This is a genomic window from Chryseobacterium sp. VD8, assembly GCF_037149975.1.
GTDB classification, from domain to species: domain Bacteria; phylum Bacteroidota; class Bacteroidia; order Flavobacteriales; family Weeksellaceae; genus Chryseobacterium; species Chryseobacterium indicum.
The window spans coordinates 1-12,724 of sequence record NZ_JBBCQL010000129.1 but is presented as its reverse complement, the minus strand read 5'-3'; the positions used below and the strand labels follow the sequence as shown (position 1 = coordinate 12,724).

The 12,724-nt window shown below is 34.6% G+C and carries 13 protein-coding genes; 11 read left to right on the top strand and 2 right to left on the bottom strand.

Going from position 1 to position 12,724, the window contains the following annotated elements; all coding sequences use genetic code 11:
• The 9 genes from WFK35_RS14160 to WFK35_RS14120 all read left to right on the top strand — a co-directional run.
• The coding region (locus tag WFK35_RS14160; protein ID WP_336733097.1) for a PA2169 family four-helix-bundle protein at positions 1 to 375 on the top strand (375 nt) is incomplete at its 5' end.
• Positions 376 to 450: 75 nt separating this feature from the next.
• A complete protein-coding gene (locus tag WFK35_RS14155; protein WP_336733096.1) occupies positions 451 to 2,154 on the top strand; it encodes an FAD/NAD(P)-binding protein in 1,704 nt (567 codons plus the stop codon).
• A 205-nt stretch (positions 2,155 to 2,359) separates the two neighbouring features.
• Positions 2,360 to 2,785: an SRPBCC family protein gene (locus WFK35_RS14150; RefSeq protein WP_336733095.1), complete on the top strand. Its 426-nt coding sequence runs from the start codon at positions 2,360 to 2,362 to the stop codon at positions 2,783 to 2,785.
• 27 nt (positions 2,786 to 2,812) lie between these two features.
• On the top strand, positions 2,813 to 3,196 hold the full coding sequence (locus tag WFK35_RS14145) for a VOC family protein (protein WP_336733094.1): 384 nt from the start codon (positions 2,813 to 2,815) through the stop codon (positions 3,194 to 3,196).
• A 36-nt stretch (positions 3,197 to 3,232) separates the two neighbouring features.
• Positions 3,233 to 4,255 (top strand): glutaminyl-peptide cyclotransferase, encoded by a 1,023-nt coding sequence (locus WFK35_RS14140; protein WP_336733093.1) that lies wholly within the window; start codon positions 3,233 to 3,235, stop codon positions 4,253 to 4,255.
• Positions 4,256 to 4,295: 40 nt separating this feature from the next.
• Complete coding sequence (locus WFK35_RS14135; protein WP_336733092.1) at positions 4,296 to 5,321, top strand: glutaminyl-peptide cyclotransferase; 1,026 nt, start codon at positions 4,296 to 4,298, stop codon at positions 5,319 to 5,321.
• Positions 5,322 to 5,409: 88 nt separating this feature from the next.
• A complete protein-coding gene (locus WFK35_RS14130; RefSeq protein ID WP_336733091.1) occupies positions 5,410 to 6,387 on the top strand; it encodes a hypothetical protein in 978 nt (325 codons plus the stop codon).
• Positions 6,388 to 6,421: 34 nt separating this feature from the next.
• Entirely contained in the window at positions 6,422 to 7,036 is a 615-nt protein-coding gene (locus WFK35_RS14125; RefSeq protein WP_076394463.1) for a deoxynucleoside kinase, read from the top strand.
• 85 nt (positions 7,037 to 7,121) lie between these two features.
• Positions 7,122 to 7,472 carry an ArsC/Spx/MgsR family protein gene (locus WFK35_RS14120; protein ID WP_288460769.1) on the top strand — a complete coding sequence of 117 codons (351 nt, stop codon included), beginning with the start codon at positions 7,122 to 7,124 and terminating at the stop codon, positions 7,470 to 7,472.
• 56 nt (positions 7,473 to 7,528) lie between these two features.
• On the opposite strand, the gene WFK35_RS14115 is transcribed toward WFK35_RS14120, so the two are convergent.
• Positions 7,529 to 7,834, bottom strand: coding sequence for a DUF493 family protein (locus WFK35_RS14115; RefSeq protein WP_087706271.1), 306 nt, complete (start codon positions 7,832 to 7,834; stop codon positions 7,529 to 7,531).
• Between the two features lie 39 nt (positions 7,835 to 7,873).
• Complete coding sequence (locus tag WFK35_RS14110; RefSeq protein WP_336733089.1) at positions 7,874 to 8,551, bottom strand: DUF4197 family protein; 678 nt, start codon at positions 8,549 to 8,551, stop codon at positions 7,874 to 7,876.
• Positions 8,552 to 8,978: 427 nt separating this feature from the next.
• Between WFK35_RS14110 and WFK35_RS14105 the strand changes: the two genes are divergently transcribed.
• Together WFK35_RS14105 and WFK35_RS14100 are read left to right on the top strand one after the other, a co-directional pair.
• Entirely contained in the window at positions 8,979 to 11,828 is a 2,850-nt protein-coding gene (locus tag WFK35_RS14105) for a SusC/RagA family TonB-linked outer membrane protein (RefSeq protein ID WP_336733088.1), read from the top strand.
• Between the two features lie 28 nt (positions 11,829 to 11,856).
• Positions 11,857 to 12,724 (top strand): RagB/SusD family nutrient uptake outer membrane protein (locus WFK35_RS14100; protein ID WP_336733087.1); only part of this gene is annotated, 868 nt, incomplete at its 3' end.

Below are 12,724 nucleotides of genomic sequence, written 5' to 3'. Positions count from 1 at the left end.
AAAGTAGAAGACAAAGTATGGGACATCCATTCTGCATTGAGAAGTGACTACGACAATATGGTTTCTCAGTCTCAGATTATGAAAAATGATCTGATAAGACATATCAATGAACACGGAGGAGAAGCAGACAACACCACAAGTACGGCAGGAGCTTTCCACAGAGCGTGGATAGATGTGAAAAATGCATTTTCAGCAGATAAAGATGAATCTACTTTAGAAAATGTTGTTTTCGGAGAAAAAGCAGCCATTGATGCTTATCAGGATGCACTGGACAGTGGAGATCTTTCTGCTGAATGTTCCACACTGGTATCGGATCAGCTTCATCACCTGAAATCTTCCTATTCCAAATTTGAAAATCTTGAAGAAAGAAATTAGTGCATACATTACCATCCAAAGAAGAGAGTTTTTTAGCTCTCTTTTTTGTGGTACATTTTAAAAATTAAATTACCCATGAATACCATCAACAGTATTGCCCTTATCGGCGGAGGACCGGCAGCTTTATTTGTCGTAAAACACCTGATTGCCGAAAAGGTTTATCCCAAAGAACTTTATATTTTCGAAAAAAATGAAACTTTAGGATCCGGTATGCCTTACAGCCATTACGGAGCTAATGTAGAGCATGTTGCCAATGTATCAGCGAATGAACTTCCGGAATTTCCGCTTTCTTTTACAGATTTTGTCCTGAAAAAAGATCTGAAAGACTATCCTGATTTTGCCGGCGGAGACAATGGGAATATCAATGAATATAAAGTAATCCCCAGACTTCTTTTGGGAAATTATCTGGAAGACCAGTTTAATATTTTATTAAAAACTGCCAATAAACTCAATATAATAGTAAAAGTTTTCAAAAACACAAAAATTGTAGATATCGACAAAAAAAATGATGATTTTTTTAATGTGATTACAGAATCCGGTGAAATTCATAAAGTTTCTAAAGTCATTATCTGTACCGGACACCAATGGTCTTCTGAAAACGAAACCCGAACCAAAGGATGGTATGATTCTCCTTATCCTCCGTCAAAATTTACCTTTGCTTCTGATCATTCAGTTGCAATTCGCGGAACATCACTTACTGCAGTAGATGCCGTGAAAACTCTGGCAAGATTAAACGGAAAATACATCGAGGAAAATAATGATCTGAAATTTAAAATTAATGAAGAAAGCAAAAATTTTTCGATTACCTTATTTTCAAAAAGAGGATTTCTTCCGGCTTTAAGGTTTCATTCTGAAGGAAGCCCTTATTCTGAAGGCTGGATCATGTCTCATGACGAAATCTATGAATATAAACAGAAAAATAACGGATTTGTGGATCTGGATTATGTATTCAATATTAATTTTAAGCAGCCACTAAGAAAAAGGAACGAAAAGTTTTATCAGGAAATTAAAGATCTCAGCATTGAAGAATTTGTTGAAAAAATGCTTGAACTGAGAGAAAAACTGGACAGTTTTCAACTTTTTAAAGCTGAATATGCAGAAGCCGAGAAATCAATAGAAAGACATCAGACTATCGCATGGAAAGAAACTCTATCAGCTTTCAGCTACGCGATTAATTATCCTGCGAAACATTTTTCTGCTGAAGATATGATGAGATTAAGAAAAACTTTGCTTCCTCTTATTTCCGTTATCATTTCATCTCTTCCTCAGTCTTCATATAAAGAACTTATGGCACTTTATGATGCCGGAATACTGAATCTGGTAAGTGTGGATGAAGACAGCTATATCGAATCTCACGACGAAGAAGGCATAATTTATCATTACACAGATGAGGCAGGAAACAAAAGATCAGATCATTACAGACTTTATATCGATGCTATTGGTCAACAACCTGTCCAGTTCAACAATATTCCTTTTGAAGGTTTAAAAAACGGAAGATTCATAAGTTCAGGGTATATCAAATTTAAAGATCCGGACAAAGGCAAAAATGAATTCGAACAGGATAACCGAAATATCGTACAAACTGAACCCGACAATTATTATCTGCGCGTGGACGGGTTAAATATTAATGATAATTTTCAGGCTCTGGATTATTACGGAAGAGTTACAGAAGATTTGTACATCATGGCTGTACCATATATTGCAGGCTTAAATCCGGATTATTCCGGACTTGATTTCTGCGATACGGCAGGAAAAAGAATTGTAAAATCATTATTGTAAATGTGAATTTATCATTTATTGTCTAAAATACACAGCTATATTTAAAATTTCCGTTTTCTACTCTTTAAGAAATTTTATTGAGCTATATATCCATCGTATAGTTTTCTTTTGTAACTTTTGAGATTAAATTTAAAATCATCTTAAGTAAATGATTCTAAAGTAAACTTTCATCATTTTTGCATTCAATCAATAAAAAAACAGAAATATGAGTCATCCAATTATTGTAGAGCAGAAAATAAATGCTCCGGTTTATAAAGTCTGGAGAGCATTAACAGATAAAGCTGAAATGCAGGTATGGTATTTCGATATTTTTGATTTTGAACTGCAAACCGGAAAGGTATTCAACTTTTATGAACCGGGAGATGAGAAAAAGTATCATCATCAGGGAGAAATTCTGGAAATTTTTCCTAATGAAAAGCTAAAATATTCTTGGGCATATCCTGAGTTATCAGATAAAAAAACAACCGTAACCTGGGAATTGAAACCCGACGAAAACGGAACTTTAATAAAACTTATTCACGAGGATATTGACCATTTTAACGATCTGGGTGAAAATTTTTCACGGGAATCTTTCACAGAAGGCTGGAGCGGAATTTTGAAGGAAAGTTTAAAACCCTATCTCGAAAATTAATTAAATAAGAGACTTAAAATATAAGTGATGACAAAATTCAATTCCCTTCGTCCCGTTTTATGGACAGAACAATTCGATGAAACAATCGGTTTTTATACGCAGATTCTTGGTTTTACCCTACAGGAAAGAAATGACGACTGGCAATGGGCCTCTTTGCAGAAAGATGAGGTGCAGATTATGCTTACAAAACCGAATCAGCATGAGAAATTCAACGGAATCGGGTTCACCGGTTCATTTTATTTTACTGTAAATAATGCAGATGAATTATGGGAAGAGCTGAAAGATAAAGCAAAAATCTGCTATGAAATTGAAACGTTCGACTGGGAAATGAGAGAGTTTGCGATCTATGACAACAACGGCTATATATTACAATTTGGTCAAGATGTACATGAAATTAGTTCAGAGGAATAAATTTTGCTAATTTTGGGGAAATTATTTTAGAAATCAATGAAAAAAAATATAATAGCAGGTTTTGCAGCGATTTTGTTGTTGGCTTCATGTAAAGATGACAAAAAAGTACTGGATTCTTTGGCAGATTACAATAACTCAATGATGGAAAAAGGATATCATTTCGGAGATAAACTGGATTTGCCGAAAGATGTGCTTGATGATGCAGAAACCATTTCAATTAGTTTCGGAGACAAAGAAACATCAGGTCTTACCATAGATCCTAAATTTTTTACTTTGGGCGACAATGCTGTTACTTTTAATATCAAAACAAAAGGCGGCGAAACATTAACGCAGGACGCCACCATCAATGTATTTGCTAAAAATCCAGAACAGAAAATCAATTACGAAATCATTGCCGAATATCCTCACGATCCTAAAAATTTCGTGCAGGGTTTCCAGATCGAAGGCAACACGATTTATGAAAGCGACGGACAGAACGGTTCTTCGCAGATTTTAAAATATACGTTAGGAACTACAACACCTTTGGCTTCTACCAAACAGGCTCAGGAAGACTTTTCTGAAGGAAGCACCATTGTTGGCGATAAAGTCTATCAGCTAACATGGCAGAGTAAAAAAGGATATATTTACGATAAAAGTTCTTTAAAATTGATCAAAGAATTTGCCTATCCAAATGTATTGGGTGAAGGTTGGGGATTAACCTACGATGGTAAAAACCTGATTGCTTCAGATGGAAGTAAGTTATTGTATTTCTTAGATCCGAACAATCCTTCAAAAATGGTGAAATACATTGCTGTTGCTGGAAGTTCTCAGGCTTACGATCAGTTGAATGAACTGGAATTCCATAACGGATTTATTTACGCCAATGTCTGGCAGAAGCCCATCATTCTTAAAATTAATCCTGCGAACGGAGAAGTAGTGGGAACGTTTGATTTTACTGAAATTGCCAAGCAGAATACCAAAGGAAGCGATGATGTTTTGAACGGAATTGCCTTCAAAGGAGATAATATGCTGATAACCGGTAAAAACTGGTCTAAAATTTACGAAGTAGCCATCAAATAATTGTCGAACCTTTTGTTTTCTAATTAAATAAAAACTTGAAGTGAAGAAAAGTCTGATCGCAGGTTTTGCAGCAGCTTTGCTGTTAATGTCCTGTAAAAACGATAAAAAAATCCTTGATTCTTTAGCTGATTATAACAATTTGATGGAGCAGAAGGGCTATCATTTTGGAGATAAACTGAATCTTCCGGAAGAAGTTACGGACAATGCAGAAAGTATTTCTATAAGTTTCGGGGATAAAGAAACGTCAGATTTAACGATTGATCCGAAGTTCTTTTCTTACGGTGATAATGAGGTGACCTTCAATATTAAAACGAAAGGAGGGGAAATTTTAAATCAGGACGCCACCATCAATGTTTTTACAAAAAATCCTGAAGCCAATATTCCTTTCGAAATTATTGCAGAATATCCCCACGATCCGAATAATTTTGTTGAAGGGTTTGTGATGGAAGGAAATACGATTTATGAAAGTGACGGGCTGGAAAAAGCTTCACAACTAATAAAATATACTTTGGGAAGTACGGCTCCCGCGCAGACTGAAAAACAGCCGGCTAATATTTTTTCCGAAGGAATTGCCATTGCGGGAGATAAAATTTATCAGTTGACCTATCAAAATAAAATCGGATTTGTTTACGATAAAAATACGTTAAAGAAAACCTCGGAATTTCCTTTGCCAAATGAATTCGGAGAAGGTTGGGGACTAACCTATGACGGGAAAAATCTTATCGCAGATACAGGTTCAAATAAACTGTATTTTCTGGATGTAAATAATCCTTCAAAAGTGGTGAAAACCGTTTCCGTGGGTGGAAATAAGGAAATCTATAATCAGATTAATGAGCTGGAATATCACAACGGATTTATTTATGCCAATATTTGGCATCAGCCTTATATTTTAAAGATCAATCCTCATACCGGAGAAACTGTAGGTAAATTTGATTTTACAAAGATCACGGAAAAATATACTCAGAATAACAGCGAACACGTTCTTAACGGAATTGCCTTTAAAGGAGATCATATGCTGATTACAGGAAAAAACTGGTCGAAAATTTACGAAGTTGCGATTAAATAAGTTAAAAAGAATGGCAATTTCTGTTGAAATAAATAAAAATAGTAAATTGGTAGCGTTCCTTTCCGGAACGCTATCTTAGTAAAAGAATTTGAAAGTATTATCCTTCATATTTGCATTCGTTTTCTGCTCGTTATCTGCGCAGAAAGCTCTTCCTTTAGACACTTTGAAACTGAAGGAAGCAAAAGATATGCTTGCCGACGATTACGGAAATCTGTATATCTATAAAAACAAAGATTTCAGTTTTACCAAATACGATTCGCTCGGAAAGCAGATCGGAAAAATGATGCTTACGGTTCCTTATAAAGTACAGACGGTACAAAATCCGTTAAGCGTTCCTTTGTTTTCTGAAAATGCTCAGGAAATGAAATTTGTAGATCAGAACTTAAACGAAATCCAAAAGGTTGATTTTAAGCAGAAATTCGGGTTTATTAAAATGGCTTATGCGGAAGATCTGCAGCAGCTCTGGCTTCTGGACGACAGTACAAAACGTCTGATCCAGTATAATTTCAGAAATGAAACCACCATTAATTCTTATCCTTTTGATGCAAGTATTGATGATTTGACGGATCTTCTGGTATATGAAAATAAAGTGTATGTTTTAACCAGAAAATACATCCGTGTCTATTCATTAAAATTTGAAAAACTCTTTGAAGCACCTCTGGAAAACGGAAAACGTTTCAGGCGAGAGAATGAATTTATACTGGTGATTACCAATAATTCCATCCTGAAATATGTTCCGGAGAAGGAAATGGTGAAGATTTTTGAAGATCCGGATGCACAGATTGTGGATAAAAATACGCTGTCTTATTTTGAAATAAAAGCCAACAAACTTTATCTTTACAGCCTTGAAAAAAACAAGGAATCCAAACCACAGGCAGAGCCTGATCCTAAGCAGAAAGCTGCGGAACAGGAGGTAGAAAAATCTGCTGAGAAAGCAGCGGAACCCGATAGTCCTGAAAGAAAACTGGAAAAGAAAACTCAGGAAATTGAAAGCAAAAATCCTGCGGAAAGTTCTCTTCAGAAGCTTCTTGAAGATACTTCCCAGATTCAGGCTGCCGGAATTTAGATCTTTATTAAATTAAAAATATACTAGGGAAAATATGCACATTGCAGTTACAGGAAATATTGGAGCAGGAAAAACGACGTTAACGACGATGCTTTCTAAGCATTATGGTTGGGATGCCCAGTTTGAAGATGTAGATCATAATCCTTATCTGGAGGATTTTTATGCGGATATGAGCAAGTGGAGTTTTGCGCTTCAGATCTATTTTTTAGGAAGCAGATTCAGGCAGGTGAAAGAGATCAGAGAGAGCGGGAAAAATATTATTCAGGATCGTACGATTTATGAAGATGCACACATTTTTGCAGAAAACCTGAACGATATGAATCTTCTTTCGGACCGTGATTTTAAAAACTACGAATCTGTTTTCAATCTGATGAAATCTTTCGTTTCTGCGCCGGATTTATTAATTTACCTTAAATCTGACGTTCCGAATCTGGTAAAGAAAATTTACAAAAGAGGAAGAGAGTACGAAGCATCCATCAGCATTGAATATCTTTCAAAACTGAATCAGAAATACGAAAAATGGATCTCCAATTATACGGAAGGCAAACTTTTGATTATTGAAGTGGATGATCTTGATTTCGTAGAAAAGCCTGAAGATTTCGGGTTTATTTTAGAAAAGATTGAGGCAGAACTGAACGGTTTGTTTTAACAAACTTTTATCAGACATTAAAGCAGTAATCGTTTTATTTCTTCTAAATTTGTTAAAAAAAATTAATTTTATTATATAAATAGTCATGTTGGTGAAAGTTTTACATAATGGGAATTGTTCGAAATCAAATGCGGTTTTGGAATACCTCGATGAAAACGGAGTTCCGTTTGAAATCATCAACATTGTTGAAGATCCGTTGAGTGAGCTTGAAATTAAAACAGTATTAAAAAAGCTGAACCAGAGCGTATTTCATATCATCAGGAAAACAGATAAATTGTATCTTGAAAATTATGCAGACAAAAATTTATCCGAAGAAGAATGGATTAAAGTTCTGGCAGAAAATCCTTCCCTGATCCAGAGACCGATTATTATTAAAGGCTCTGTAGCGATGCTGGGAAGACCGATTGAAAATGTCAAATATTTTATTGAGAAATAAATAAATTCATTGAAAATTTAAACTAAAAAGTCAGCCCGTGAAGCTGACTTTTTGTTTTATAAAAGAATGACGCCTTCTATTTTTGCGACTTCCTGATAAATGGTTACCACCTGATCTGCATCTAAAACGAATGCATTGATGTTGCAGGCTGTGTATTTTCCGTTTTTACTTTCGCGGTTTCCCAGTGTAAATTTGATCCCGTCGAAAACCTTATAAATCTCGGTAAGTTTTGCCTGATCGGTAGGAATAATAAATTTAAATAAATAATCTTCCGGAAAATCGTGGTGACCTTCCAGTTTTTCCCTCAAAGAGTTATAAAAATCTTCAGGGTTTGCGTGTTGATTTCCTTGTAATATATCCATCTGCTTTTTAAAATCTATATAAATATAGTCAAAATTTTTCTATTTCCCAAGCGGTCCCAGAAGCGACTTGGAATTTTGGATCTCATAATCTTCAATGATGTTGAAAATCCCGTTCACAAGCTGTTCGGAAGCCAATTGGCTTAACCCTCCTGAATTTACAGAAGTTTTATTTCCACCCAGAAGACTTCCGAGTAGATTGCTTCCCGATAGTGCAGTATTAATGCTCTTAACAATACCGTATTGGTTAAGCTGTTCTTCAACTTTCGGAGTAATGGCGGCAATAAGCTGTTGGGAAGTTTTTTCTTTCAGAATTAAAGTTGCTGTTCCTTTCTCCCCCTGAATAATTCTCGTTACGTCATTTGCATTCAGGCTGTTAACGGCATTTACGAGAATAGGTTTTGAAATATTTACCGTATATACTGCTGCATCCGCAATATATGCTCTTTCTTTTGCAACCAGAGAAGGAGCAATTTTTTCCAACATTGAATTGATGTCTCTAAGCTGTTTTGGAAGGGCTTTATCTACCATATTATTTTGTAAGAAAGCATCTCTGTTGCCGTATACATTCACTCCTTTATCAATTCCGTTCAGAAGAAGTCTTTTAATAATCGATAATCCGAGATCAGATGTTGCCAGAGTCGTACAAGACTGCATTGTTGTATTGATAACAGCTCCGGTTCCTATCATAAGAGCCGCCGCGATAATATATTTTTTCATTGATAGTGATTAAATTTTAAAAATTGTCAAATACCGAACCAAATTTATGACAGTAGAATTAGTTTAACAAATTTTATTATTCCTATTTATTATCGGGGTTTAACTTTATTTGGTCGTTTCTTTTGGCATAGTTAAAATTTTTAAGAGCTATGTTATGAATAAATTATTAATTTTTTTAATTAAAAAGTATAAGTTTGCTATTAAATAATATGCAATAATAACGAATATATTGAATGATTTACTTAATGTAAATGATAATTAAATGTTTTTCCGTAAATCTAAAATATTAACAGATAGGTAAAAAAATTAAGTATAATTAACATTGTTTGATATATTTTTATAATTTTGACTAATGTCTTTTATTGAGAATATGTAATTTTCGGTAAAAAACATCAAGTTTTTGATTGTACGAATAAAATTAAACTATATGAAACAACGTGATTTAAAGTATTCATGTCTCATTGCAGTTTTATACTTCGGTATGAATGTCAATGCGCAAACTACCCCAAAAGACACTGTTCCGAAGGAGCAGAAGATTGAGGAAGTTGTGATGATTGGATATGGATCTGCTAAGAAAGTGGATTTAACAAGTGCTATTTCTACTGTTAAAGCATCAGAAATAGTTAAAACTCCGGCAGGGCAAGCTGCTCAATCCTTGCAGGGCAAAGTGGCTGGAGTACAGATAAGTAGTTTCGGATCTCCAGGTGAAGCTCCTAAAGTTACAATCAGAGGTATTAAATCTCTGCAGGGCGACAATCAGCCGTTATACGTTGTAGATGGTCTCTTTGTAGACAATATTGATTTTCTTAATTCTAATGATATTCAGGATTTTACCGTGCTTAAAGACGCTTCTGCCTCTGCTATCTACGGAGTAAGAGCTTCAAACGGAGTTATTGTTATAACAACTAAAGGGGGCAGCTACAATAAAAAGGCGAAATTAACCTATGATACATATTATGGGGTACAGAAAGCAAGTAATGTGCTTAAGATGGCGAATGCTGAACAATTTGTTAATTTTGCACTAGAATCTGGCTCAGCATCAGAAATAGCAAGTGTAAATCAGGCTATTCAGCGTTTTGGTAGGAGTAGAATTAATCCTAATTTACCAGATGTAAATACAGATTGGTATAAAGAAACACTTAGACTGGCAAATATTCAAAATCATAGCTTGTCAGTAGATGGAGGTTCTGATAAAGTTGCTTATTCATTAGGCGGAAGTTTTTTTACGCAGGATGGTATCCTTAAAATGAAAAACAGTTATGAGAGATTTAACATTAGAGCAAAGATCGATGCAAAAGCTAATAATTGGCTTACAGTAGGAGGAGTTATCAATTATTCGAGAAGTGAGAAGTATGATGACGAATCTTCAGCATGGTCACAAATTTATTATGCAGTTCCTATTTTACCGGTGTATGATTATTCTTATGCAAATGCTTATCCTGCGCCTTATGCAAGTGCAAAAGATTTAGGGTATAGAGATCATCAAAATCCATTTGCGACTTTAGATAATGCCGATAGATTAGGAGTTCGAAAAAGAATTACATTTAATGCTTATGCAGAAGCTACTTTAGTTCCGAAAGAATTGATGTTTAAGTCAGCATTGTCATACAATAATCAAAATGATGATGAGCGTATCATGACACTTCCATACAGAGTGAGTGATTCTTTTCAAAGAAAACTAACAGAATCTTCAATTGAGAGAAATTCTATTTCTTATGAAAATTATATTTGGGATAATACTTTAACCTGGAATAAATCTTTTGGAAAACATGGTATTACAGCAATGGCAGGTACTTCGTATGCTGATGATAGCTATAGAAGATTGAGAACAAAAGGATACTTCTATGATGGTAGCCCTTTTAATAGATTTGATGAGTCTACATGGTATATGAACAATACTAATCCGGATTCTAGGGAAGTATATGATTCAGATAAAAGCGATGTGACGTTACAGCCATACCGATTCTATAGAACCTCCTATTTTGGAAGGATTTCATATAAATTTGATGATAAATATATTGTTTACGGAACAATCAGAAATGAAGGATCTAATAAATTTCCAAATCAAAAGAAAATAAATTTACCCGCTTTTGGAGCCAGCTGGGTAGTTTCTAAAGAATCTTTTATGAGTAATATATCTTGGATTGATCTTTTGAAGTTTAGAGGTGGTTGGGGAAGATTAGCAAATGACGCTGTAAATGCTAATAGAGCTTCAACCCCTACAGCAACTACAGGAATTTTTAATGATCAACTGTATGCAGGTTATTTTTTCAGTACATTTAAAGATAATGTAAAGAGAGAATTTACGGAAGAAACAAATATTGGTTTGTCTTCAGAATTTTTGAAAAGAAGATTGACGTTAGAGGCAGACTATTTTATAAAAGATACAAAAAATCTTGTTATTCCTGTACTTCCTATTGTTGGAACTGAAGTTAGTTATGCAAACGTAGGATCTTTAAGAAATAAAGGTTTTGAAATTGCTTTAGGATGGAAAGATAGGATAGGTGAAAACTGGGGATATAATATTAATGGAAACTTTAGCCATATTAAAAATCAAATAACTGATTTATACGGACAGGCATTCATCAATAGAGGTGAACCGGAGTTCCAGCAAAGACTTTCTGTTGGACAGCCAATTGATGCATTTTACGGATGGCAAATAACAGGAGTTTATCAAAATGCAGCAGAGATAGCAGCAGATCCAACTACAATAGGCCAAAATATTAAGCCTGGATATTTTAAATTTAAGGACATAAATGGCGACGGGAAAATTGATTCGGACGACCGTACTTATTTAGGATCTCCAGTTCCTACTTACTATTTCGGGGCTAATTTTGCTGTAAATTACAAAAATTGGGATTTATCAGTAGCAATCTACGGTCAGGGAGGTAATAAAATCTTGGCAAGAAACAGAGGAGAAGTAATTAAAACTCCAGGAAGGAATATTGATGCAGAAATTGCAATAAATCGTTGGCATGGTGAAGGCACTACTAATGAATTTCCTTCTTCAGAAGGGTATAGACAGTTGTGGAATCAAAAAATGTCAGATTTCTGGTTAGAAGATGGAGACTTTGTAAGAATTCAAAATATTCAATTAGGATATACTCTTAAAATGGAAAAACTTCCGGAAATGAGATTTACTTTTACAGCTGACAGACCTTTTTTATGGAGTAAAAGTAAAAATTTAATGAATCCTGAAGTGGGAAGTAATGGAGTGGATACCACTACATATCCTACACCTTCTGTATTTACTTTCGGGTACAGCATTAAGTTTTAATATACATTAATTTTAAAATTTTTAAATAATGAAACGATCAACTTATATAAAATCATTTTTGTTGCTTGGCTTTTTTGCTTTGTCAAGTTGTGATAATAAATTAGACGAAAAAATGGAATTGGACGCAAGTTCAAGTTTTGACTATACCAGTACGGAAGGGGCAAAAGGAGCTTTAATTGGTGCTTATTCCTCTTTTCAGGATATGGGATGGGAACAAATTCCTTTATTGTCTGTTAGAGGAGATGATGTAAATGCGGGTGGACTTGGTGATCAGGCTGCTTTTTCAGACACTGATAGATTTGTATATGATAACAATTATTGGATGTATAATTCTTTATGGTCTGTTTGGTACCAACATATACTTCAAATTGTAACACAAATTGATCAATTAGATAAATTTAAGGCAGGAGGAGTTAATCCAAATTTAATCAATCAATATCAGGCTGAATGTAAAGTGATGAGCGCTTTTCTTCATTTGGAGGTTTCAAGGGTCTGGGGAAAAGTTATTTTGGTAGAAACACCAGATCAGACACAATTGAAAATGAAATCCAAAGAAGAGATAATGCAATGGATTTCTGCAAAAATGGATGAAGCAATACCATATTTACCAGATATGCGTCCTAATCAAAGAGGAGATATTAAAGGAGGAATTACTAAATATACCGCATTAGCAATTAAAGCTATGGCAAATCTGGAGCTTAGAAATTATCAGGCTGTTGCAGATGCCACAGGTGCGATTATCAATTCTGGGAAATTTAGTTTATATTCGGATTTTAACAATCTATTTAAAATTCCGGGCAAACTTGCAGATGAAAATTTATTGGAAGTACAGTACTCTGATTTAGGAGTAGCGAGTGGCGGTGGATCAATAAACCATTTATGGGCATTTTATGGAC

Bases quoted from the DNA above. Each gene is read 5' to 3' on its own strand.
- WFK35_RS14155 (WP_336733096.1), top strand. From the start codon at position 451: ATGAATACCATCAACAGTATTGCCCTTATCGGCGGAGGACCGGCAGCT.
- WFK35_RS14150 (WP_336733095.1), top strand. From the start codon at position 2,360: ATGAGTCATCCAATTATTGTAGAGCAGAAAATAAATGCTCCGGTTTAT.
- WFK35_RS14145 (WP_336733094.1), top strand. From the start codon at position 2,813: ATGACAAAATTCAATTCCCTTCGTCCCGTTTTATGGACAGAACAATTC.
- WFK35_RS14140 (WP_336733093.1), top strand. From the start codon at position 3,233: ATGAAAAAAAATATAATAGCAGGTTTTGCAGCGATTTTGTTGTTGGCT.
- WFK35_RS14125 (WP_076394463.1), top strand. From the start codon at position 6,422: ATGCACATTGCAGTTACAGGAAATATTGGAGCAGGAAAAACGACGTTA.
- WFK35_RS14120 (WP_288460769.1), top strand. From the start codon at position 7,122: ATGTTGGTGAAAGTTTTACATAATGGGAATTGTTCGAAATCAAATGCG.
- WFK35_RS14115 (WP_087706271.1), bottom strand. From the start codon at position 7,834: ATGGATATATTACAAGGAAATCAACACGCAAACCCTGAAGATTTTTAT.
- WFK35_RS14110 (WP_336733089.1), bottom strand. From the start codon at position 8,551: ATGAAAAAATATATTATCGCGGCGGCTCTTATGATAGGAACCGGAGCT.
- WFK35_RS14105 (WP_336733088.1), top strand. From the start codon at position 8,979: ATGAAACAACGTGATTTAAAGTATTCATGTCTCATTGCAGTTTTATAC.